This window comes from Paenibacillus sp. EKM212P (assembly GCF_011066115.1).
Lineage (GTDB): Bacteria > Bacillota > Bacilli > Paenibacillales > Paenibacillaceae > Paenibacillus > Paenibacillus polymyxa_B.
On sequence record NZ_JAAMNR010000001.1, the window covers coordinates 479,331 to 503,029 of the forward strand.

The 23,699-nt window shown below is 46.4% G+C and carries 25 protein-coding genes and 1 tRNA gene; 7 read left to right on the forward strand and 19 right to left on the reverse strand.

Annotation, left to right across the window (positions count from 1 at the left end):
* Positions 1-136: 136 nt before the first annotated feature.
* Positions 137-221 (reverse strand) — tRNA-Leu (locus G9G54_RS02220).
* Between the two features lie 222 nt (positions 222-443).
* Here G9G54_RS02220 and G9G54_RS02225 point away from each other — a divergent pair.
* Positions 444-980 (forward strand): hypothetical protein, encoded by a 537-nt coding sequence (locus tag G9G54_RS02225; RefSeq protein WP_165175815.1) that lies wholly within the window; start codon positions 444-446, stop codon positions 978-980.
* Positions 981-1,122: 142 nt separating this feature from the next.
* Here the strand turns inward: G9G54_RS02225 and G9G54_RS02230 are convergent, their stop codons facing one another.
* From G9G54_RS02230 to G9G54_RS02250, 5 genes are all read right to left on the reverse strand, one after another.
* Complete coding sequence (locus G9G54_RS02230) at positions 1,123-1,452, reverse strand: carboxymuconolactone decarboxylase family protein (protein ID WP_165176713.1); 330 nt, start codon at positions 1,450-1,452, stop codon at positions 1,123-1,125.
* A 118-nt stretch (positions 1,453-1,570) separates the two neighbouring features.
* On the reverse strand, positions 1,571-1,792 hold the full coding sequence (locus tag G9G54_RS02235) for a hypothetical protein (protein WP_165175817.1): 222 nt from the start codon (positions 1,790-1,792) through the stop codon (positions 1,571-1,573).
* A gap of 140 nt (positions 1,793-1,932) precedes the next feature.
* Positions 1,933-2,277, reverse strand: coding sequence for a hypothetical protein (locus tag G9G54_RS02240; RefSeq protein WP_007429850.1), 345 nt, complete (start codon positions 2,275-2,277; stop codon positions 1,933-1,935).
* Between the two features lie 101 nt (positions 2,278-2,378).
* Positions 2,379-2,951: a xanthine phosphoribosyltransferase gene (locus tag G9G54_RS02245; protein ID WP_013309742.1), complete on the reverse strand. Its 573-nt coding sequence runs from the start codon at positions 2,949-2,951 to the stop codon at positions 2,379-2,381.
* A gap of 84 nt (positions 2,952-3,035) precedes the next feature.
* Positions 3,036-3,641, reverse strand: coding sequence for a DedA family protein (locus tag G9G54_RS02250; protein WP_103047994.1), 606 nt, complete (start codon positions 3,639-3,641; stop codon positions 3,036-3,038).
* 140 nt (positions 3,642-3,781) lie between these two features.
* Here G9G54_RS02250 and G9G54_RS02255 point away from each other — a divergent pair, with 140 nt between their 5' ends.
* Entirely contained in the window at positions 3,782-4,888 is a 1,107-nt protein-coding gene (locus G9G54_RS02255; RefSeq protein ID WP_028542811.1) for a YkvI family membrane protein, read from the forward strand.
* Here G9G54_RS02255 and G9G54_RS02260 read toward each other — a convergent pair.
* Complete coding sequence (locus tag G9G54_RS02260) at positions 4,885-6,009, reverse strand: glycosyltransferase family 4 protein (RefSeq protein WP_165175819.1); 1,125 nt, start codon at positions 6,007-6,009, stop codon at positions 4,885-4,887. The genes G9G54_RS02255 and G9G54_RS02260 overlap by 4 nt on opposite strands.
* A 206-nt stretch (positions 6,010-6,215) precedes the next feature.
* Between G9G54_RS02260 and G9G54_RS02265 the strand changes: the two genes are divergently transcribed.
* Entirely contained in the window at positions 6,216-7,397 is a 1,182-nt protein-coding gene (locus G9G54_RS02265; protein WP_165175821.1) for a GGDEF domain-containing protein, read from the forward strand.
* Between the two features lie 124 nt (positions 7,398-7,521).
* Here the strand turns inward: G9G54_RS02265 and G9G54_RS02270 are convergent, their stop codons facing one another.
* Both G9G54_RS02270 and G9G54_RS02275 read right to left on the reverse strand, forming a co-directional pair.
* The gene (locus tag G9G54_RS02270; RefSeq protein ID WP_165175823.1) at positions 7,522-8,304 is read right to left on the reverse strand and encodes a pseudouridine synthase; all 783 of its coding nucleotides are present in this window, start codon (positions 8,302-8,304) and stop codon (positions 7,522-7,524) included.
* Positions 8,301-9,965 carry an RsmB/NOP family class I SAM-dependent RNA methyltransferase gene (locus G9G54_RS02275; protein WP_165175825.1) on the reverse strand — a complete coding sequence of 555 codons (1,665 nt, stop codon included), beginning with the start codon at positions 9,963-9,965 and terminating at the stop codon, positions 8,301-8,303. Before G9G54_RS02275 ends, G9G54_RS02270 begins: the two co-directional genes overlap by 4 nt.
* A gap of 163 nt (positions 9,966-10,128) precedes the next feature.
* On the opposite strand from G9G54_RS02275, the gene G9G54_RS02280 reads away from it, so the two are divergent.
* A complete protein-coding gene (locus G9G54_RS02280) occupies positions 10,129-10,656 on the forward strand; it encodes a thioredoxin family protein (RefSeq protein ID WP_013309735.1) in 528 nt (175 codons plus the stop codon).
* Between the two features lie 90 nt (positions 10,657-10,746).
* On the opposite strand, the gene G9G54_RS02285 is transcribed toward G9G54_RS02280, so the two are convergent.
* The 3 genes from G9G54_RS02285 to G9G54_RS02295 are packed head-to-tail and all read right to left on the reverse strand — an operon-like array spanning position 10,747 to position 13,258.
* The gene (locus G9G54_RS02285) at positions 10,747-11,316 is read right to left on the reverse strand and encodes a DUF309 domain-containing protein (protein ID WP_165175827.1); all 570 of its coding nucleotides are present in this window, start codon (positions 11,314-11,316) and stop codon (positions 10,747-10,749) included.
* Entirely contained in the window at positions 11,317-12,129 is an 813-nt protein-coding gene (locus G9G54_RS02290) for a GTP pyrophosphokinase (protein ID WP_023988035.1), read from the reverse strand.
* Positions 12,130-12,163: 34 nt separating this feature from the next.
* Positions 12,164-13,258 (reverse strand): quinone-dependent dihydroorotate dehydrogenase, encoded by a 1,095-nt coding sequence (locus tag G9G54_RS02295; RefSeq protein ID WP_165175828.1) that lies wholly within the window; start codon positions 13,256-13,258, stop codon positions 12,164-12,166.
* A gap of 218 nt (positions 13,259-13,476) precedes the next feature.
* Between G9G54_RS02295 and G9G54_RS02300 the strand changes: the two genes are divergently transcribed.
* Positions 13,477-13,623, forward strand: a complete 147-nt coding sequence (locus G9G54_RS02300) for a hypothetical protein (RefSeq protein WP_023988033.1) — start codon at positions 13,477-13,479, stop codon at positions 13,621-13,623.
* A 27-nt stretch (positions 13,624-13,650) separates the two neighbouring features.
* Here the strand turns inward: G9G54_RS02300 and G9G54_RS02305 are convergent, their stop codons facing one another.
* From G9G54_RS02305 to G9G54_RS02315, 3 genes are all read right to left on the reverse strand, one after another.
* The gene (locus tag G9G54_RS02305) at positions 13,651-15,075 is read right to left on the reverse strand and encodes a L,D-transpeptidase (protein ID WP_165175830.1); all 1,425 of its coding nucleotides are present in this window, start codon (positions 15,073-15,075) and stop codon (positions 13,651-13,653) included.
* Between the two features lie 160 nt (positions 15,076-15,235).
* Entirely contained in the window at positions 15,236-15,478 is a 243-nt protein-coding gene (locus G9G54_RS02310) for a ferredoxin (RefSeq protein ID WP_013309730.1), read from the reverse strand.
* Between the two features lie 161 nt (positions 15,479-15,639).
* Complete coding sequence (locus tag G9G54_RS02315) at positions 15,640-16,920, reverse strand: DNA polymerase IV (RefSeq protein WP_023988030.1); 1,281 nt, start codon at positions 16,918-16,920, stop codon at positions 15,640-15,642.
* 293 nt (positions 16,921-17,213) lie between these two features.
* On the opposite strand from G9G54_RS02315, the gene cimA reads away from it, so the two are divergent.
* Positions 17,214-18,830, forward strand: coding sequence for a citramalate synthase (cimA, locus tag G9G54_RS02320; RefSeq protein WP_165175831.1), 1,617 nt, complete (start codon positions 17,214-17,216; stop codon positions 18,828-18,830).
* Between the two features lie 38 nt (positions 18,831-18,868).
* Here cimA and G9G54_RS02325 read toward each other — a convergent pair whose 3' ends face one another.
* From G9G54_RS02325 to G9G54_RS02340, 4 genes are all read right to left on the reverse strand, one after another.
* On the reverse strand, positions 18,869-19,516 hold the full coding sequence (locus G9G54_RS02325) for a TlpA family protein disulfide reductase (RefSeq protein WP_165175833.1): 648 nt from the start codon (positions 19,514-19,516) through the stop codon (positions 18,869-18,871).
* Between the two features lie 159 nt (positions 19,517-19,675).
* Positions 19,676-20,413: an exonuclease domain-containing protein gene (locus tag G9G54_RS02330; RefSeq protein WP_061828597.1), complete on the reverse strand. Its 738-nt coding sequence runs from the start codon at positions 20,411-20,413 to the stop codon at positions 19,676-19,678.
* The gene (locus G9G54_RS02335) at positions 20,410-21,492 is read right to left on the reverse strand and encodes a DUF294 nucleotidyltransferase-like domain-containing protein (RefSeq protein ID WP_165175835.1); all 1,083 of its coding nucleotides are present in this window, start codon (positions 21,490-21,492) and stop codon (positions 20,410-20,412) included. The genes G9G54_RS02330 and G9G54_RS02335 overlap by 4 nt, the downstream gene beginning before the upstream one ends.
* A 48-nt stretch (positions 21,493-21,540) precedes the next feature.
* Entirely contained in the window at positions 21,541-22,944 is a 1,404-nt protein-coding gene (locus G9G54_RS02340) for an ammonium transporter (protein WP_039270006.1), read from the reverse strand.
* 295 nt (positions 22,945-23,239) lie between these two features.
* Here G9G54_RS02340 and G9G54_RS02345 point away from each other — a divergent pair, with 295 nt between their 5' ends.
* Positions 23,240-23,671 carry a MerR family transcriptional regulator gene (locus G9G54_RS02345; RefSeq protein ID WP_023988024.1) on the forward strand — a complete coding sequence of 144 codons (432 nt, stop codon included), beginning with the start codon at positions 23,240-23,242 and terminating at the stop codon, positions 23,669-23,671.
* Positions 23,672-23,699: the final 28 nt, after the last annotated feature.

The window sequence follows — 23,699 nt, forward strand, 5'->3', positions numbered from 1 at the left end:
ATCCTTTATGGAAATCCATAGTTTGCGGGAAGACAAGAAACGTGTTCAGCTTAAACTATGAGCAAATCCCCGGAAATATAAGAAAAAGGCCTCTAAAACTGCTACGAGAGCAATTTTATAGACCTTTTCTAATAGATGCGGTCGAGAGGACTCGAACCTCCACGGGGGGTTAGCCCACACGGACCTGAACCGTGCGCGTCTGCCAATTCCGCCACGACCGCATATAAGTTGTCGTTTATCCTCGAAAGATCAATCTTTCTTAGCGACAAGATAGATCATACCATGCTCATATCAAGATGTCAAACCTTTTATATTTGTTAATTTCCTCTTGATAAAAAAGGAATAATAAACTAAAACAAGAACATAAGTTCTCAGGAACGAAGGTTCCTTTTCTTCATTCGGTTATGAATTATCATCACATTTTCCTAAGGCGGTGAATGGTAATGATCTCTTCAGATACTACTCAGCATGAATGGTCTCTTGTGAAAAGTTATCTGCTCCTTACCTTTATTCAAAAAGTATTTGAGCGGGACAGCCTAATTCTTGAAGAAAGCGGTATGCTGAAAACCCCTGATCTTTATGTCGAAATGGTTAATGCAGGTGTAGATCGTACCGGGATCCTGCTGTCTGAAATAAAACATGAATTTAATAAATATCACATTCATGTTCTGGACATACAACAAAACCACTCCGGCGTTCACGCCACCTATATAAGTAAAGGCAATAAAGAGCAGTTCAGTATGGCAATGCCAGCGTTCCGCAAAGAAATGTATGAACGGATGCGAGCATGTCTCGGGCTCTCAACCTCTATGCCCCATACAGCTGCCCTTCCTTTACTAGAGAAACATCGCCCCGAATTACCAAACAATTCAACATCCAAACCTCTACGCATCGTTGAACGAAGTTTGGTTACATCCTCTTTGGCTTATAAGCGTAAAACGTCTCGCCCTGCTGCTTTTGCCGCAAGCAGAAGAGCATAATCCCCGCACAACCAATACGCAAAAGAAAAAAGCTTCCGCAGACACCAACTGTGCTCGGAAGCTCCTTTCCATATTCATCATATATCCAAATCGATCTATAACCGCTATGACGAAGTATAAGCTCATCAATTAATGATTCGCCTTATTGCAACGCCTTCTGTACACGCGTTACCCCTTGGCTTAGAGCATGTCCTCCACCTACTGCTGCGGCTACAGCAATGGTCTCCATAATTTCCTGATCACTGGCTCCTTTGGACCGCGCCTCGTCCACGTGATAAAACGTGCATACTTCATTGTTGGCAAATAAGCCAATGCCTAGCGCAATCAGTTGCTTGGTTTTCTCATCTAGGCTGCCGGCTTGAAAGCACTCTCCGGTAAAGCGATGATATGCATGAACTACCTCGGGCAACCGATCTTCCAAATGGCTGATTTGATCCTTGTATGCATGTACTTTTTCGTCCATAACCGTCATTGACACAGCACGTCCTCTCTGTTGGATTTTCCTTCATTACTGTGTCCGATTTAGAGTTTCTGTATGCCTAATGAATCACCCAGTTATTTTTATCCAACACTCATTTGAGAACCCATTCCTAATCCAGATCTATCGGATTGTAACGCGGCTCGCTGAATGACTGGTATGTATAGCTGCGATCCAATTTGACCACACGTCGATTCTGGCGACGAATAAGCACCTGTTCCTCATCCCATGCCAGTACAATGCCCACAACATCGTTGGACTCCAATCCATCGCGTACGACACGCACCTTTTCACCGGAGAGTCGATAAGCATCCAATTCTTCGTCCATAATCATCCTTGTCCCCTCCTTATTCACTTTTTTAACATAACGATCATGGTTCTATATACATGAAAAAAGTTTAAAAAGAGACCTAAACGAATCATTTAGGTCTCTTCTCTCTTACTACTTATATGGATTGCCAACATAGCGACAAATTATCCCGACTGATTCACACTGTGATCATGTTCTTTTGTATCGTTCTTCTCATACCAGAAGTCCAGCACTTGTGCAGACAACACTCGCTGATCTACATACTCCACTTGGTGAGCAGTAAATTCTTCTTTCCAAGAGAAGGACAATTCTTCGCATAGGTTAACCAACGTCAACAACTCAGACCAGGCCACATAGCGTTTATACCAAAAAAACTGAGGATGTTCAATCATATAGGGATACAAATCGTCGAATTCCGTATGCTTACAATCCAAGGCACGCTCAAAGTGTACTTTAGCCGCTGCCAGTTTTTCCAGAAAAAACTGTTCGGTCAATTGTTCTTTCCCCATGTTGCTGCCTCCTCTCCAAAACCTTATCTATATTATAAGCGAAATTGAAGCTCATGCAAAGGTTATTATTAGAAATAAGGATCAGGAGTTTTGAATTGTTACTATTCAGCAAACTCAATCTTGCCGTCAGCTAACGACGAAATTTTGACCAATGACTCTACACGAATACCCTGCTCACGGATGGTTCTCGCTCCGGCCTGAAAGCTTTTTTCCACCGCGACACCAAATCCAACCAACTCCGCTCCAGAGCGTTGAATGATTTTAACCATACCTCGCGCCGCATCACCATTAGCAATAATATCATCAATGAACAGAACACGGTCATCTTCGTGAATAAATTGACGAGACAGCATAATATCCGTAACAATACCTTTTGTAAACGAAGGTACACGTTCACACAGCGCGTCTGGATCAGCTAATAGGGTCTTTTTACGACGAGCAAATACCAACGGTACACCCAATTCCAATGCTGTCGCAAACCCGATGGCAATGCCTGAGGACTCCACGGTCACTACTCTGGTAATCTTCTCTTCCCGGAAACGTGCTGCAAACTCTCGTCCCATTGCCATTGTCAGTTCTGGATCAACCTGGTGATTAAGCAAACCATCCAGCTTCAGCACCTGATCTGATGCAATCACGCCTTCATTTAAAATTCGTTTCTTTAATACTTCCATTACATGACCTCCCACGGCAATCCTATGCGGTAAAAGTACCATACTTCACCCGCCGCTTTCAAGCTATAGCTACTTTCCATGCGGTCATGTGACATTTTTTTTACGCTTGTTCCAGAACCATGCGGTGATTCCTCCCACAACGATTATAAGAATAACGACCAGCCCTACCTGATGCGTCACCTTCTCCATTAGCTTCGCCACCTGCTCCCAATGCATGCCCACCGCATGTCCAATTCCCAAAAATGTACCGCACCACAGCAAAGCTCCTGCTGATGCATAACTGATATAGCGGAAAACGCCTAAACGGGTTGTACCTGCCAGATATGAGGATACATGTCTCAAGCCGGGGACAAAATATCCAAACAGGATTCCCCAGGTACCATAGCGCCCAAACCAATTTTCAGAAGAGGCAATCCTAGAAGGCGTAAGCCTCACCCATTTTCCGTATCGATGCAAAAGTGGTTTGCCCAGCAGACGCCCCAGTGTGTAGCTAAGCATCATACCCGTCATACTACCGAAAAATGTGACTGCCAGTGCAGCAATGAAGTTGTAGTGCCCTTGAGACACGAGCCCGCCGAAGGCGATCATTAGCACTTCGTCGGGTATCGGCATACCCGCTACTCCAAGTGCAAGCAAGCCGAACATTGCCAAATATCCGTATTCCAGTATCCATGCAAGGATTTGACCCATAAATTACGCTCCCGTCAAGCTATTCATTAATTCACTTTAATTATTTTCAGTCTCATCCAGTCATGTCCTATTTCAGTTGAACATAGTTTGTATTATATGCTCGCTGCAGCGTTATTCAAGCAGGCAAGGAGGGACTGAAGATGAAACGTAATATTCATGTTTTTCAGATTGCTTTTACATACATCGGTACAATCGTCGGTGCCGGATTTGCTACCGGACAAGAAATTCTGCAATTTTTTACGCAGTATGGTCGTTGGGCTACACTCACTATTATGCTATCCACAATCATATTTGTATGGTTGGGTACGAAAATGATGCTGATCGCTCATGATATTTCAGCCAAATCCTACGAGGACCTGAACAAACATCTTTTTGGAGCCAATGCCGGGAAATGGATTAGCTGGTTCACACTCATCGTGTTGATTGGCGTAAACAGCGTCATGCTGGCAGGAGCCGGCTCTGTTTTTGTAGAGCACCTTCACCTGCATTACCAAACCGGACTGCTTATTACACTGATTGGTACTTATTTGCTGCTAAGTAAAGGCATTAAGGCCATCTTGCACATGAACACCGTGGTTGTCCCTCTGATGATCATCATGTCTCTTCTGCTCGTTCACAGCACGCTCTCCATGCCCAATCCTCAGAGTTTTATTACGAATACGACAGATCACAGTACATTTCGAACCTTGCTCTCTCCACTGCTGTACACGTCCTTTAACCTAACTATGGCCCAAGCCGTGCTTGTACCACTTGGCAGCCAAACCTTTTCCCGAAGAACTATCCGCTGGGGCGGAGTTTTGGGCGGAGTTGGTGTCGGGTTTATGCTAATGGCTGCACACTTTGCCATGTCAGCACATATGCCGGGTATTCAGCAATTTGAAATCCCTATGGGAAGCATTGCTTACCGTCTGGGTGCCTTTGTCGAAATCATATACATTCTACTCATTTTCATGGAAATCTTCAGTACCTTTGTAGCCGACATTTATGGAGTCAGTCTGCAAATTCGTCAGCATGTCCAAATTTCGCCCAAGCTCATCACACTATTCATTATGCTCACCTGTTTTTTAATCAGTCAGTTCGGCTTCAGTTCACTGTTATCTGTCCTTTATCCTATTTTCGGAATGCTCAGTCTGATGTGGGTTAGCAAACTGATCATAGCAGGACGCAGGAGACCTTTCCGTTCCTCACGTCCTCGCTCCAGCTTTCGGCATTCCGATTCCAAACCAGGTGGTACTCGTCATGGTTAATGTGGAAATTTCAAATACATTTTCTTCAACTCGTTAACCGCCCGACTTAAAGAATAGCTTGATTTAGCTTTATCGCAGGCAGATCTAGCCAGCTCATAACGATAGGCAGGGTCAGCAATGACCTTTTCTAATGCGTCTGCCAGTGCCCTCGGATTGTCGGGTGGCACGAGCAGACCATTTACCCCATCTTCAATCTGCTCCGGTATTCCTCCCACTTCTGTACCTACCAATGCCAGACAACTTAACGCTGCTTCCGCAAATACCGAACCAAAGGCCTCCGCCCGAGAAGGCAAGACAAATACATCAAAGAAAGGCATAAACTCTTCTGGATGAAGGGTATATCCATAAAAAATCGTCTCATGGTATATATCGAGCTGTCGCGCCATCTCTTCCAGCTCAGGGCGAACCGGGCCGTCTCCAATAATATGAAGCACAAAATCCAGATTTCTTTTTTTAAGTTCAGCACAGGCCCGCAATAAAATATCCAGTCCTTTCGCCGGAACAAGGCGACAAACGGTTATGAGCTGTGTCACTTCATTTTCGTGTGGAATGGGTTTGAAGCGCTTCTCATCATATCCATTCGGAATGACTGCAATGTCTTGCGGATTCTGAACGTAAGGAGTTAAGTAATGCTGAAAAGAATGAGATACCGCTATCAGGCGATCCGCCTTCTGCTCCATTTCCCCATACAGTGACACCAAGAATTGGTGTTCAGGCCCGTTTTCCTCTATTTTCCCGTTTAGAATTAACTCCTTCTCATAGGAAGAGTGAATCGTCTGTACGAGCGGAATGTCAGGAAAAACAGTTTTCATGGCGATTCCCGCAATCGGATGATGAGCATGAATGAGGTCATAGGGCTTCTGAATACGAAGCCGGGTCCACCACAAATAGTCACGGTACGTCTGAATATATTTTTGAACGATTGGATATTGTTCATATTTCGTCCAGTCAAAGGTGTCAAAAGTTACTTCGTCCCTACCCTTGTTACGAATCCGTTTAGGGATTGAAAATAGCTCCATTTCCCAACGGGGGGATGTAAATCGCTCTTGCAGATATGGAATCATGGATGAAACACCTCCCGGTTGCTCGGGTGGGAAAAAGAGAGCCTGTAGCAATTTCATGACGTGCTTCCCCTTTCAAGCATTAAACTGCCCGGATCACAGATTGTATGTATAGGTTTCCGGATTTTCTGAAAGATGATATATTGAGAATAAATGTTAGTCACAAAAGAAAATTATAACATTTTAAATAGGATAAATCCTGTCTATTGTATCGGAACGATATCAACCGTTCAATAGATTGACTATTTTGGCAAATGGAGTCGGTGATGTTGACGTTGTTGTCCTTATCGGGAACCTTGGGTTTCCCATCTCTGGCCGGGGCCGTAATTGCAGCCTGCGGTTTGTATATTATACTCATGATGGCACTGATGTGCGTGATCATATATAGCAGACAACGAAAAAAAGCCTATATCCTTTTTTCGGTTGCCGCTATTATTATTATGACATATGAAGCCATGAATCTCTATTCAGCAGGTGGAGGCAAGATGCAACTCCAAGGAATCGTGTGGAAAAATGTGCTGGAGGCGTCTGCCTTCGTGCTCATCAATGCCGCCGTATTTCAACTCTACCGGAAGCTGAAACGCTTGCAGACATGGACCTTGCTGCTGCTGGGTGCGTTATTGATATTGCCGGTTATTGCCTGGACTGCAGGTTTGTTGCCCGCTTGGATCAGCGCAGCGAAACTGGTTGGGTTCACTCTGTTTTATCGAGTACTGGTACTTATACTGAGCCTTGTGTTCATCACCCCACGAATCGGACAGCCAAAGAAGTATGTAGCGGGCTTATTCATGTATTTGCTCTGGCTTGGCTATTTGTGGCTGCGAAATGACATCCCTGAAGAAGCTGGAAGATCAAACACAGTCCTATATATGTCATTTTTACCATTGCTGTACTACACTACGTTATTCCTCATCCTGTTTGAACGGATTGTGGAGCTGCTCCAAAGGATTTACCGTTCTTCCATCACCGATGGCCTGACAGGGCTATATAACCGTAAATATTTTTCGGGACGACTACGGCGATATATGGAACAAGGAATCCGCGTGTCGGTCATTTTTTGCGATATTGACAATTTCAAAAAGCTGAATGATACGCAGGGCCATGCTCGTGCGGATGAAGTACTCAAACAGGTGGCACAGATTATGGAGGATGAACTGGATGAAATCGGACTGACCGGACGATACGGTGGCGAGGAACTGGTCGCAATGGTTGTGGATCGACGTGCCAAGGTTGGACATGTCGCAGAACGTATCCGCGAGCGGGTCGCGGAAGAAAGCATTGTCACCATCAGTGTCGGACACAGTACAGTGAAGAAGGAAATGAACCCGGATGAACTGGTCAAGCAGGCCGATCAAGCGATGTACATATCCAAAACGACAGGTAAAAACAAGGTTACAGCTTATACAGCAGCCGATGTGAAAAAGAGTCGGGCAGCACGCGCACAATAATTAGTAAACTGCGATTCAGTGTGAACGTTGAGTTTGAATAATTCTCTGTCTGGTTGTCTATATCATAAAATGACGCACAGGAATCTCATAAGAGCCTGTGCATCATTTATATTTAATCTGCCCATCAAACTTCTGACGTTGCAGATGCTATATCCCGGCCGATCCATGACAATTCTTCGCTAGTCAGCTCTCGATAGCTGCCCATTGGAAGCTGTTCATCCAGCTTCAATGGGCCCATGGCCGTTCTTTTTAAATAGGTCACCTTTTTACCAACCGCCTCGAACATACGCTTTACTTGATGAAACTTCCCCTCATGGATTACAAGTGAAATATAAGAAATGACTTCCCCATCTGCCTGGTGCGGATGTTCATGGCGAAGAATGGTCAACTGTGCAGGAAGGGTAACATACCCATCATCCAGTTCCACCCCTGCTGTAAATTGATGAATATCCTCCTCCGTGACATCACCCGACACGGTAGCCTCATACGTTTTAGGGACATGCCGCCGTGGAGAAAGTAGTTCGTGCGCTAGCTTACCGTCGTTGGTCAACAACAATAGCCCTTCTGTATCTTTGTCTAAGCGTCCAACTGGAAAAGGCTCAAAGTGTCGTTCCTCCGCGCTCAGCAAATCCAGCACCGTCCGCTCCCTTGTATCTTCGGTTGCAGATATAACGCCCGGTGGCTTGTGCAGCATGATGTAAATATACTCCCGAAAAACAACACGTTCCCCGTTCACTTCAATCTGATCCTGGTATGGATGAACCTGTAAGCCGCTATCCTTGGTGATCCTCCCGTTTACCGTGATCATCCCTTGCTTCACCTGTCGCTTGATATCACTACGGGAGCCATATCCCATATGGGTCAAAACTTTATCCAAACGTTGCGTTTGTCTCCCTTTTCCACTCATACCGATGTCCACCTCCAGCCTGTAGGGTATTCATTTTTGAGCATGCCGTCCTGCCATTTGCCCCACCCAGCCGAATAACCATCAATGCACACGAGAGTATAGCCTTTGGGCTGGACTTCGTTCCGCAGTGCCATTCTCTCAACGGGGATGGACAAGGTCTCCCCTTTTAAATAGCGGATGGCCTCAGCATCTGAACTGGAGAGATTGATGCTTCTAGCCGCCTCTGAAGGGCGTAATGCTACCGCCAGCGGGTGTGAAGGCACAAAGCGACCATTCTTGTCGGTACCCATAAACCAGCCTGGTCGCACCACCTTAAGGCCGTCCAAACGATGGGATGCCAATGGCGACTGATAAATACGATCTCCATAGACCACCGTATAGCCTGTAAAGGACACCTCCAGCTGATCCTTCACAAATTGGTGATAGGACTCCACCACATCTTGTGGGGAGCGTGCAGCGGATTTTACATTCTCTTTGCCAGAACGAGACTTATTACCACCCAAGCCGCGCGCGGACTTTCCTTTACCGGACTTCCCATCCATTCCTTTTCCACTTCGTTTAGGCTCACCAGTCGCATGTCTTCCTTGACCGCTTGGCGTCAGTGCTTCCTTGACGGACAAAAACTGCTTTTTCCGTGGATACGCTGCATCTATGTTCAATGCCCTGTCATTCTTGCCCTCAAATTGAGTCAAATCCCCGGATTCAGTGTGATCTTCAGTCCCAGTGACACGACCACCCTGGTGTTGCAACACAGCGATAAAATGGCCTTCTCCCTCTACGAGATGCGGCCAAAGGCGTGCTGTTCCCCGCAGTTCGGGGTGTGATGCCGCTACCTCTTCACTCATCCATTCCGGGTGGCCTGGTGCAAAACCTGCTTCCGATGGAACAAGGACTACGTCAAAATCGGGATGAGCCTCCAGAAATTCTGCGATCATTCCTTCATTTTCTTCTGGCGCAAAGGTGCAGGTCGAATAGACAATTCTCCCTCCTGTGCTCAGCATCGAGGCCGCTACACGCAAAATGTCCCGTTGCATGACTACACATTTATCCACCGAATGCGTTTCCCATTGTTTTGCCATATCCTCATCTTTGCGGAACATACCTTCTCCCGAGCAAGGTGCGTCAATTAGTATCTTGTCAAAAAAATGAGGAAAGGCATCGGCGATTCGATCCGGGCTTTCATTCAGTACCACGGCATTACGCACACCGTACAATTCCACATTTTTAGCCAACGCTTTGGTTCGGTCCGCGCTAATATCATTTGTCACCAATACGCCGCTTCCTTGTAGTTTGGCAGCTATTTGGGTCGATTTCCCGCCCGGTGCGGCGCACAAGTCCAATACAGCTTCATCTTGAGCTACATTGAGCAGATCAACCGGAGACATTGCACTCGGTTCCTGTATATAGTACAGTCCCGCATGGTAGTAAGGATGTAACCCCGGTTTCGTACCGTGCGGAATGTAAAAACCCGTGGCACACCATGGAATTGGCCGCAGTTCAAACGGAGAACGTTCCTTAAAGTCCTCCACCGGAATTTTTAACGTATTGACGCGAATCCCGGAATGGGGCGTGTGGTCATAGGCGGTCATAAATGCTTCAAATTCGTCGCCGAGCAGTTGCTCCATGCGCTTTACAAATGCTGTGGGGAGCTGTACACCCATAATCGTAATCATCCTGTCCTTTTAAAATAAATTTTATTGTACCATATTCAACCTGTTATCCTGCAATATCGGTGTGATTTACGAACTTTCACTACAAGCTGTAATGTTGTATAATAATGAGATTCATAGCTACATATTTTGAATTTTGATAGGAGAGATTGCATTGAACGCACAAAAATCCAACAAAAAAAAGCTTATACCTGTCATCGGCTTTTTTGTTGTGCTGGTCATTTTGCTTGGAGTGCTGCTCGCTTTAAATTCAGGCACTAAAAACAAGCTGTATGGCGTTTCCACAGCCTCGTTAAATCCTGCTACTCAAGAGCTGTTAAATGACCCGAACTATCAGCAAATTATTAAGCCGGAAGATCTACAGAGTAAAATTGACAAAAAGGAAAACTTCTTCGTCTATCATTTCGCGTCCGACTGTGTGCATTGCCGCGCCACTACCCCTAAGCTCTTGCCTTTGAGCAAGCAGGAGAACATTACGATGCACGAATTTAACCTGCGTGAGTATGAGGATGGCTGGGACAAGTATAAGATTGAGTATACCCCTACGCTCATTTATTACGAAAAAGGCGTGGAAAAGGAACGTATGGTAGGCGGGTTGAAGGAAAGTCCTTCGGACAATGGGTACACACTCGACGATTTCAAAGCCTTCTTTGAGAAATATAAAAAGAACGTAACCTCCTAGTCAAACGTTCACACACCTGAAACGATAAAGCAGCCCGATCCCCATGAAACGGATCGGGCTGCTTGCTTATCATGTGCATGTGCTTCAAACTCAAGGCGCATCCTTCGTTTCCGCCGAGACAGAGCCTGAGCCTCCAGTTGCCTGTCTTCGCCTAATTGAAGCTGCCAGCGCCTGCTGACGCTGCTCATGCTTTTCCCCACGCCGAGGACCTCTCTGCTGCGGGATGTTGACTGGAATGGACGACGATGCCTTCTCCACGGCCCGGCGCAGCCCGGGCTCGACGATTTCTATCGTCAAATCCCGATAAACCGGCGGTTGGTGCTGAAGCTCTTCCGTACCGGTCATAACTGCTTCAGCAAGCTGACGGGCGCAAACGCGCGCCTCGTCCACCAGCTTCGCCATATTAATGCCCAGCGCCTGCGAAGGAGCATACTCCAGCCTGTGGACCGCACTATTCAGCATCATATGTCCACCACGATAGTTACCATTCCGGAAATGATACAGTCCTACAGCAACTTGCAGCAAGCCTTTATATACAGGGTCACGGTCCAGCTTAAGCCACAGCTCTTCCAGTACCTCATGACATTCAAAGTAATCCCGATCCCGATTGAAGTATACCAAATAAGTCACGTACAGCGGTTCGTAGGAAAGGTTTTCCATTTAATACTCATCCCTGTCTTCTTCCTTGGTAGAGGCTTCTAGCATCTCTTTGACCTCATCGTGAAGCAGCTTGATTCCTTCCATGTCGTGCCGTTCCCACAGTTCATTAAATCTGCGCTGCGCATCAATCGTTTCACTGATCTTATGGTAGAAATACAGCCGGTGCATACCTGTTAGCACTTTAGAAACGATATTGGCTTCATCCTCGAACTTTTTCTGCGCTTCCAATATTTCAAGACGCATAGAAGACATCTCATTATCCAATACAAAGGCTGCCTCAGCTGCCTTTTTCAATCGTGTGCGCATATTATCAGGCAAGCTTTCACGATACTTATAGCTAAGAGAATGCTCTATGGTTGCCCAAAAATTCATAGCCAAAGTACGGATTTGAATTTCTGCCAGCACAATCTTCAGCCCCACTGCGGTTTGAACCGGATACTCCACAATCATATGAAAGCTGCGATAGCCGCTGTCTTTATAATTGGTGATATAGTCCTTTTCATACAGTACGGTCAAATCCTTACGTCTTCTGATATATTCGGCCACCCGCCGAATATCCTCTACAAATTGACACATAATGCGAATGCCTGCAATATCCTCGATTCCCGTCTCCAGCTGATCAGAAGGAACCTGTAATCTCTTTGCCTTATCGAGGATGCTTGATATTTTTTTAACCCGTCCGGTTACGAATTCGATAGGAGCGTATTCCTCGCGCTTTTTCAGCTCCGCACGCATTGTTTTGAACTTGACCTTAAGCTCTTCCACCGCCTGATCGTATGGCAGTAAAAATGTTCCCCAGTCTCTTCCGTCCATCCCCGTACCTCCTGTCTCTTCCGACAACGCTTTTTTATCTGTGATCTGCACCAACAGCCTCGGTAATGTGTCTAAAGCCGTCCTTTCGAAGCAGCTCACGCAGGCCAGCATGTATAGCCCTATTTACTTCCGGCCCTTCGTAGATCAATGCTGTATAAATTTCAATCAGGCTTGCGCCTGCTTTAATTTTGTCATAGGCATCACGACTCGTGAAGATGCCGCCCGATCCGATGATAGGCAGCTTACCTTCCGTCTGGCGGTACACCCGTCCGATGACCTCTGTGGAACGGTCACGCAGCGGCTTACCACTCAGCCCTCCTGTTTCACTCGCATTTCGGTGCGTCAGACCAGCTCTGGATATTGTTGTATTGGTCGCAATAATGCCGTCTACTCCACTGGCAGCAATCGCATCTGTCATATATTCCAATTCCCCATCCGATACATCTGGCGCAATTTTAACCAGTACAGACTTGGCATTGCCATACTTTTTCGCCTGAACTCCCATCTCTGCCCTAACCGCTTCCAATAGCGACTTCAGTTCATTACCATGCTGGAGCTTTCGTAAATCCGGCGTATTCGGCGAGCTAATATTCACTACAAAGAAGTCCGCATACGGATACAGTGCGGAAATACACTTTTCATAGTCCTTATGAGCATCCTCATTGGGCGTGATTTTATTTTTGCCGATATTAACTGCGACCGGAACAGGTCGATGTTTGAGTGCAGCCAGACGTTTGGCCATGCTCTCAGCACCCAGATTGTTAAAGCCCATCCGATTGACTAACGCCTCATCGGGAGGCAGTCGGAACAACCGGGGCCGATCATTGCCGGGCTGTCCCACAGGTGTCACCGTTCCCACTTCCATAAATCCAAACCCGATGGAAGAAAAACCAGTAACCGCTTCTGCATTTTTATCCAGTCCTGCAGCCAGTCCAATCGGGTTGGGAAAATGAATGCCAAACAGATCAACGGCAAGATCCTCCGTTTCCTTGACTCCGTACATCCCTCGCAGTGTCGCTGCTCCACCAGGGAATGAGCCCGCATGTTTTAAGCCGTCAATGACTACATGATGGGCCGTCTCTGGACTCATTTTAAAAAAAACAGGTTTCGCAATCCTTCGATACAACACGATTCATCCACTCCGTTCTATGCCCTTGCACAATCCTAAAAAAACATCTCTACAAAATAGTTTAGCTTTTTCCATACCAAAAAGAAAGTAATTTGCGAGGTGTAGCTCCAGAACAATTCAGTTGTCATGGAGATGTCATTGAAAATGTATAATCAAACCATTTACAATGGACATAGTAAGACAAGACCTTAGCCCGTTAGAAAAGAGGGATTGCTGATATGAAGACCAAGCGCAAGCCGCCTAGTCTGCAAAAGAAAAAGGATGAGGTGAACAAGAAAGCGATTGTATGGACCGCCGTCAGCTTTGTTCTCCTCATCATTGTGATTATTCTGGTCATTGTTTTAGCACAAGCAGGAAATCGTTAAACACCAAGTAGCAATAGCATCAAAACGTTAATTTAGCCAGTGATAGGTTTTGCGGGGATTCGTCTGGTCATGCTGCGGCTCACTTGTAAATCGAGAACCAGGCACAAGCACTTGATCAGGCAATCCCCCGTTACCAATAACTACCTCCGTACCCGAAGGTACGAGTGCAAACAATTCCTCCACATCCTCTTTACCCATTCGGACGCAACCCAACGACTCATTTTTGCCAATGCTGTCCGGCTCGTTCGTGCCATGAATGGCATAATTCGTTGCAGACAGTTGCATTCCACGGCTGCCAAACTCACCGTTGGATTTGCCGTTCGGATTTACTACTTTATCGGTAATCACAAACTTCCCTTCTGGTGTTCTTTCTCCGCCCAAACCGATAGGATAATTTCGAATAAGTACATTGCCACTTACCAGGGCGAGCCTGTGCTTGGATTTGTCCACCACAATTCGCAGCGGTTGCCCCAGAAAAGGTCGTCCGTGCAATGACGATGCCAGTAATGGACTGCTTTCGGCCGACGAGTCAGCGTCTAAATCTACTGCCTTCCCTGTTCCCTGTCCTGGTGAAGCAAGTAAATTACGCATAGGTGTAAAAGCCTTCTTCATCCCGTCTGTCGTACCGTACATCGTGTTAGCGGGAAAGTCTCGAGTCAGTTCATCAAGACTCTGGGGAAGACGTTGATGCTGTGAGCGAAAAGCACGCATGGAGCTATTCAACACAGCTAATTCCTCCTGTCCAGCAGCCCATTTTAGACCTGCTTTGCGAAGATTTTCACTGTCTGACGGCTTGCAAGCACACGCAGCGGCGTCGTAAGACTGAACAGCTAATCCACCGTTTCCTTTGTTCTGTACACTAAGTAAGGGCTTCATACCCTCTCTCCAGAGCAGCCATGAGCCCCCTTGCTCCATACCCAACACTGTAGTCTTGGACGGCAGTCGGCTAGTCTTAGCCAACAAATCAGTAAGCCCCGTTCCAACTCCACTCCCTTTTCGAGCTTGAGCCGTAAACACACCACCAACCACACCGATCTGGGCCATCTCCTTCGGATCAGCAGTGGCCACTTTCGTAACTTCAATATTATCAATTGCTGCCTGCTCAGTTCCAGATGGAACAGATGCATTTTCATTTGAAGGTCTCGGTGAATTGGCTGAAGGAACCCATATGAGCAGTAGTACCATTAACGCAGTTAACAGGTGGCGTGTTCGAGCCGTCCTTCGCTCCTTCTCCTTGGACATCTGAACCAGTTTATCCTGATATTCCATCCATACGTCTGCCGGAATCTGTTTATGCTCGAAGGCTTCGAACACTTCTCCTGCGCGATTAAAGCAATAATTTGCTTTGCCCTCCTGACCGCTGCTCTCATACTCTTTGCCGAGTAAATACCAGGCCATTTTATTATCAGGGTGTTTTTTTACATACGATTTAAGATGAGGCGAATGGTTCATCGGATCCTCCTGATCGTGTAATCTTGCATACTTCCTATTATGTATATCGGCAAAAATAGACTCGATGGACAGCACATAAAAAAACAGCACCAACAGCTTACTTTCACCGTTATACGGCGAAGGGAGCTGTCAGTGCTGTGCCTATCGAAGAAGCCTACGCTTAACCTTCTTTATTGAACGGCTCGTCTGCTACTTTGATGGAATCTGTAGGGCAACCGTCACAAGCATCCTGCATATCATCAAACAAATCTTCTGAGATCGCCTTGATGCCTTGGTTTGCATCCCCTTCAAAGATCACTTCTGCCAAACCTTCATCATCATAATCATAAATGTCTGGTGCTGTAGCGCCACACGCTCCGCAAGCAATGCATGTATCTTTTTCTACCCAAGTGTATTTAGCCATAACTTTTCTCTTCCTCCTATACAATCAAACAAACCAGCTTTTGCATTCTATTCACATATTAATACAAACCCAATATTATTACAAATTATTTTCCTTTATCCTTCATGCAAAAAACACTTATAACGTAAGCTTCTGATGTTTGCAATAAATCACCCAGAAGTTCACTCCGGAGTTGGTAGATTGTCTTTTTGCAGCGAAGTTCCGCGCAACTTGGAGTTGCGAAGAAGTACCGAAGGATCATCTCCCAGCATCCCAGCGGTCAAAATTGCATTTTCACCAAACTTATCGCGCAGTGCATCCATCGTCTTCAATAAGCTTTCCTTCTTAGGCTGATCCTGGTATTCAAATAGATCCATTTGAACGGCCGCTTCCTCCTTTGGAATGAGCTGCTGTAGCGTAATCCCCAGCAAGCGCACAGGCTTATCTTCTCCCCAATGGCGACGATACAACGCACAAGCTTCCTTATATATGTCCTCTGCACTTTCCGTAGGAGTGCTCCTGACTTGAGAACGCGTAAAGGTCTTCATATCCGGCGTCCGAATCGTCAATTGTATACCTCCTGCCAGCATACCGTGTCGTCGAAGCCGCCGGGCTACCTGATCACTAATGTTAAGAAGTACCCGTTGGGCTTCTTCCAGCTTTACCACATCCATAGGCAGGGTAGTCGTGTGACCAATGGACTTGTTTGGCTCCCGTTCAGTGCTGACTGGAGAATGGTTAATCCCATTAGCGGCCAATTTTAACCACGAACCCGTCACACCAAATACGCCAACCAGCATATGCTCATCAGCCTTAGCTAGTTGTCCAATGGTGCGAATGTTCATTTGTAGAAGCTTATCTGCCGTTTTGCGGCCCACACCAAACAATTGACCACAAGGAAGGTTCCACAAAATGTTGGGTACATCACGCAAACGTAGAATAGATATCCCGCGTGGTTTTTTCAGATCAGAGGCCATTTTGGCCAGCAACTTGTTGGGAGCAACTCCAATTGAACAGGGCAGACCCAGTTCGTCCTCTACTCTGCGCTGGATTTCCTCAGCAATTTCCATAGGTGTTCCAAACTGTTTGGAGCCAGAAATATCCAGATAGCACTCATCAATTGAAGTTGCTTCCAGCATAGGCGTATATGAATAGGCAATACTCATAAATGCCTTGGAATAACGACGATACAAGTGAAAATCAGGCTGTATTACGATGAGCTGCGGACAGATCCGACGAGCCTGCTGAACGACCATCCCTGTTGAAATGCCCAATCGTCGAGCTTCATATGAGCAGGTTACAATTACACCTTTGCGCAGCTCACTACTGCCTGCCACTGCGGTAGGCAGTCCCTTATATTTCTCCGGCTCCTCCGCTGCATGAACGGAACAATAAAATGCATTCATATCCACATGCAGAATAACTCGTCCACCAGCCGGATAATAAGCACTGACATCTTTCATGCTCAACCCTTCTTTTTAACTGTAAATTCACCCGTCATCGCGGGAATATGTGTTTTGATTTTATACTTGAAATACCCTTAAATGCTATTTCTATTTTACATAAAAAATAAAGGTTTTGCGGCTAAAAATGATAATTATATATTACAATTGAAGTCATAAGTTGATATAATCGACTAACATACGAACACGACAAACTAACGCTTTCCTGTTTTTAAGCGTTAAATAACTAAATTAATGTGCTTAAAAAAGCAGAGCATCACCAATCTGAGCAATCCGCAAAGGAGGAGTCCCTCATGTCCACCGCTATTTCTATCTTTGACACAACGCTGCGAGACGGCACTCAAGGAGAAGGAATTAGCTTGTCTGCTGATGACAAATTGAAAATCGCCAAAAAACTCGATGATCTCGGTGTTCATTATATTGAAGGCGGGATTCCCGGAAGCAACAGCAAGGATATCGAATTTTTCAAACGGGTACAAGAGCTAGGCCTTCAGGCAAAGATTGTCGCCTTCGGCAGCACGCGCCGCAAAGATAGCATCGCAGCACAGGATGTCAATCTACAACGAATTCTGGAATCCGGCGCTCAGGCTGCTACACTTGTGGGTAAATCATGGGATTTTCACGTGCACACCGCCCTACAGACGACACTGGAGGAAAATCTGTCTATGATTTACGATTCCATCGCCTTTTTAAAGCAAGGGGGCATGGAGGTTATTTTTGATGCCGAACATTTTTTTGACGGATATAAAAACAACCCCGAGTATGCAATCGCCGTTATGAAAAAAGCAGAAGAAGCAGGCGCGGATTGGCTCGTGATGTGCGATACAAACGGCGGTACCCTACCGCATGAGATTCAGGAAATTGTCACTATGCTGCAAAGCCAGATAACGAGGTCGCAGTTGGGTATTCATACACACAATGACTGCGAATTGGCAGTAGCGAACTCTCTAAGTGCTGTACAAGCAGGCGCAAGGCAGGTTCAGGGTACCATCAACGGCTACGGTGAACGGTGTGGTAACGCTAACCTGTGCTCCGTCATTCCTAATTTGCAGCTCAAACTGGGCTACGACTGTCTAGATACTGAGAAGTTAAATCAACTCCACAATACAGCCCGCTTTGTGAGCGAAGTCGCCAACGTCAATATGCCTGTGAACCAGCCTTATGTAGGCAATGCAGCTTTTGCCCATAAGGGGGGCATCCACGTGTCAGCCATTCTGCGCGACTCGCGAACTTATGAGCACATCGCTCCTGAACTCGTGGGGAACAAGCAGCGGGTCTTGGTCTCCGAACTGGCTGGGCAAAGCAACGTGGTATCCAAAGCGCAAGAGCTGGGCATCACCCTTGACCCATCTAGTGATGAGGCACGTGGCGTAATTAGCCGCATCAAGGAACTGGAGCATCAGGGGTACCAGTTTGAAGGCGCGGATGCTTCGTTGGAACTGCTCATTCGTGAAGCAGGTGGTGAAGTGAAGGAAATGTTCTCTTTTGAATCCTTCAAAGTGCTGGTAGAGAAAACTGCCGGCCGCCCGGTCGTATCCGAGGCATTTTTGAAACTGAATGTCGCAGGGACGAGTGTCTATACCGCAGCTGAAGGTAACGGTCCTGTCAACGCGCTCGATAACGCACTCCGCAAGGCTCTTTCTCAATATTTCCCTGCCTTGCGGGACATGCATTTGGCTGACTACAAGGTACGTGTGCTTGACGAAAAGGATGCCACCGCCGCCAAGGTACGTGTGCTCATTGAGTCTAAAAATTATGAGGACGTCTGGAGTAACGTAGGCGTATCCGAAAATGTAATTGAAGCCAGCTGGGAAGCTCTCTTGGACAGTTTCCGTTACGCATTATTGGAAGCACCGACTCCAAAAAACGATCAGACAGAGCTTACTCATCACGGATTAGTTAATCACTAATCAGGTGCTCGCATGAGCTTATAAGGTGTCTTTGGGGTCTACTCGGCTCCCAAAGACACCTTCTTTTTTTCAAGAGTTTCTATTTTGCGTTCCAACTCCTGCTCACTGAGCATGCCGATTATGATTTCGCGGACCTGTCCATGATGATCAACCATTACATGGGTTGGAAAAGCTACCCCTCCAAATCGTTCAAACAATGCTCCTTGCTCATCAAGTAAAATGGGAAATTGGAGAGCCAAAGAGCGGGAAAACTTCTGTACATCCTCCAATCGATCATAGCGAGTTACATTGATACCATACACATCCACATCATCTTTGTACTTACTATACAACTCATTCAGCATAGGCGCTTCTAATCGGCACGGATCGCACCACGAAGCCCAAAAGCTAATAACCAAAGCTTTATTGCGCGTGGCCCCTACATCGTAGGTCTTGCCGTTTAATCCCTTTAAAATCATAGAAGGAAGCCGCTGCCCAGGCTTTATCTTTTTCATTACCTCTACCGCATCTGCTGTTTCATCCTCTACCTCTTTCTCAGCTTCAAGTCTTTCTCTACCGTATTCCTCTTTTAATGGTGCATTTTCCATGGACAGGTTTACTGCATAAGTTGTGTTTTCAATAACTCCCCACGAAGCCCCAACCACAACCAGCATAACCATCGCTCTGATGAAAAGAAATCTTTTCACAGTCTTATCACCTGTCTTTCGTCTAAATAACCCTTACCTTCTCCATAGGATGCCCATACTGTTCCCACCTCTAACCTTCTAAATCTGAACAGGACGCAAAAAAACAGCAAACCCACGAAATCGCGAACTTGCTGTTTTTATGCTATGCCTTGTACTGAATCAGGCATGACTTAAATGCGCGTAGACATCTGCCAAATTGGTCACATTACGCTTCAACATTTCCTGAACATACGCAACCCACAGCTTAGCCGTCATTTTCGCATCCTCTAACGCATGGTGCCGCCCTTCAATCGGAATGGATTGATAGGTCAACAATTCATCCAAACTGTAAGTTTGATGTTGCTGTGGCTCAAGCCATTTGGCAAGCATCATCGTATCCAGAACACGGTGAGTCAATTGAACTTTAGATGTTTTCCATAACGCAGCATTCAAAAAGGCCTTGTCATGAGCGCTAGCATGTGCCACAAGTACTCGCCCACCTACAAAGGACATAAAGTCGTGCAGTCCGTTCATAAGCGGTGGAGCTTCATCCGTCATTTCCCGGGTAATCCCAGTTAGCTCGGTAATATGCTCAGGAATCACAGTCCGTGGATTAACAAGCGTATAAAACTGCTCTTTTTCCATAATCATGTCCCCGACAACCCGAATCGCCCCGAACGATAAAATCTCATCTCCATGCTGTGCTGAAAATCCCGTTGTCTCCAGATCAAAAACTACCGTCTCCAAACGATCCAGCGGGGTCCGCAATACTTCAGAGCGCCGTTGCTCCCGGGTTAAGGAGCGAATAAAAGCCATCTGCTGAGCCGTAGGAGCCCCCATTACAGATGCGATCGCAGACGGCACTCCTCCTCTGCGGAGAGCGCTCCAGAAGCCACTTCCCTGCGCTGGTTCCTTCATGACCTTCTCCCTTCCATAAATCGCAACTGCCTTTGCAACGCTCGATGTAGCCGCCGTACTGTCGAAAGCGCCTCGCGCAACTCATGCCAGCCTTTACTTTGTTTCAGCGGCTTTACAGCCAGGTAGCCATTGCTGACCAGCAATCCATCATTCTTCTTCACCGGAGTAGCCATTCGAAGCTGAAGCGCGATCCGAAAGGCTCGCTCGCAAGCATCGAGCAAAGGCAACGGCGCCGCTTCCAATGATGCGAGACGACTGAGCCTTTTGAGGGTGGAGGTTTCCTCTACACCATGTTGCAACGCCAAAAAACGGACTGCGTTCACCAGCGGAATGTACAACCCGTATTTCACATCAAAATCGCCCGCATGCTCACCGAAGCGCTCGGTAACAATCTGACCTAAAATATTAAGTGTCGCTTTATGCCTCACCGTGTTCCGAAGTACCGCCGAGGGTAAATCAGGATGTTTTCGGAACAGCTCATAGAAACTTCGTTTCCAGTTTGCAGATAATTGTTCATCTCCAGCGATATGCCTCATATCAGACGAGATAATCAGATAACGGATCGGCTCCCAAGCAAAATCGTCCGACCATTTTGTTAGCTGTTCTTGCCATCCAGACAATGTTTGGCGCCAAAACGGCTCCGAGCACATTACTTTCCCCTCACATTTGGGATATCCCAAATACTCTAACATCGCAGACACTCTGCGACCAAACTCTCTAAAATACAATTCTTTATCAGCAGATATTGTGTCACTGATAATCATACCGTTATCCTGGTCACTCCACAGCGTCGATTCCGAGCGCCCCATACTTCCAAAGGCTATAAATGCATAAGGGACGGGAGGAGGGCCGAAGCCATCCTCAACCATCCCTTTTTCACACATTTGTACAGCTCTGGCCGCGATGCGGTCATGCATTTCATTCGCCGTTCGTAACCAGTCTGATAACGGAGCGGAGGCTTGGGAAGCCAGCAGCCATTTTTGAGAGTCGACCCTGGCCTGCCTTAGCGATTCAGGCGTATCTGCTTGATCAATCGCTTCAGCGGAACTCACCCAAGAGGCCATATTTTGCAGTTCCATACTTCCATCTCCTCCGCTCATCCATACTGGTTCTTTATATTTTACATATTAGTTCACAATTCCAGAACGCTTTTCAGCCTCGGCAACCAACTTCATTTGCTCAGGATAGCCGTACGTACCGTGTTCACTGATATCCAGTCCCATCGTTTCTTCCTCTTCTGTAACGCGAATACCCATAATTGCTTTCATCGCACCCAGAATAATGAAGGAAATGACGAACACGAAAGCCAAAGTGCCAATCAGTCCAAGCAGCTGTACTCCTAATTGTGTAAATCCACCACCATAAAACAGACCCGCTTGACCTACACCTGTTATTTTTACAAGCTCAGGAGTAGCGAAGAACCCTGTGGACACTGCGCCCCACATCCCTGCAACACCATGCACAGAGAAAGCATATACCGGGTCATCTACTCTTGCACGCTCGAACCATTGCGCTGTGAAGAAAGTGACGATCCCTGCAACTGCACCAATGACCAGTGCCGCCCAAGGGGCTACAAAGGCACAAGAACCAGTAATAGCAACCAAAGCCGCCAGCACACCGTTTAGCATAGCAGGAATATCTGCTTTTCCATATACCATCCAGGATACGAGCAAAGCGAAAACCCCACCTGCCGCAGCAGCAATATTGGTAGTCAAAGCCACATATCCAAAGAATCCGTCGTTCATAGCCGATACAGCACTACCTGGGTTAAACCCAAACCAACCAAACCAGAGAATAATAACACCCAAGATAGAGTACACCTGATTATGACCAGGGATAATGTTCGGCTTGCCATCTTTATTGAACTTTCCCAGACGCGGTTTGAGCAGCAGTGTAGCGACGAGTGCCGCCGTAGCGCCTGTCAAATGGACTACCGTCGAACCGGCATAATCCTGCATGCCTAACTTACCAAGCCATCCGCCGCCCCACACCCAGTGAGCTACAACCGGATAGATCACGATAGAGAACAAAATACCGAAGATAATGTATACACTTAATTTTGCACGCTCTGCCATTCCCCCACATGCGATAGAAAGTGATACCGCAGCGAAAGCAAAGTGGAACAAAAACATAATTGTAATCGGAACATCCAGACCTGAAAGAGCATCAAACGATGCAGCAGCATTCGTACCACTCATGAAGAAACCCGTCAGTCCCATAAATCCGTTGCCGCCATCATTACCAAATCCGAATCCAAATCCAAGTGCCCAGAAGGACAAAGCCGCAACACCTGTGGTGAGAATCGTTTTACCAGCGACATGGCCTGCATTCTTCATTCGTGTCGAGCCTGCCTCCAGCAATGCAAATCCCGCTTGCATAAAAAATACAAGTATAAATGCCAAGAACGTAAAGGCCGTGTTTAGCCCGGCTTGAAGTTGAATATTTGTCGGACCGTCAGCAGCAAACGCACCTACCGGAAAAGCTAATACTGTCAGCATGGCCAATAATACAACTAACCACTTTTTTCTCATGAAGCCCACTCCCTCGAATGTTAAGTTTCTTTACATTTCGTGAAATTCTTATTGTCATTATAATCAGAATACATGAAAGTTGACAAGATTTTTTTTATTATGTTAAAAAAATATGGTCCCAAACACTTCATGTCACATTTACTAACTATAAAAGTTGCTTGTTTCTGTCCAGAAAAAAGCATGACGTTTGACTGTATGGTTGGGAATCATGTAAAATATTCTTTATATACACTCCGTTTGCAAATGCTAATATTGAAGGTTGAACGAAGAGCGCGAGGTGAAGACAGATGGGGATATGAAGCTGTATCGAATTGGTGAGCTAGCCAAGGCGGCTGGTGTCAGCGAACGAACTATTGATTATTACACAAAGCTTGGTTTGATCACACCTGAAGAACGATCATTGAAAAATTATCGGCTTTATAATGATGAAACCTTAAACAGGCTTGAACGTATTAACCAAATGAAACAAGAGAAGTATAGCCTTGAGGAAATCAGACAGACACTGATTAAATGGAACTCGGTCGCGGGGGAAGAGCACGTCACTGACAAACTAACGAGTCTAGAGATGCACATGCAGCGTCTAGAACGTGAAGTCAATGAACTACAGCCTCTTTTGGGGCAGCTCAAGCCCGTTCAAGCGCGCAAGTTGCTTACTGGTCTACTACCACAAAGCGCCGCTTGTATCGAAGCTCTGAAGTATCTGCTGGAGCATAGTTCTATGATGTAGATGCCCGGGCTATGACGAACAATAATGG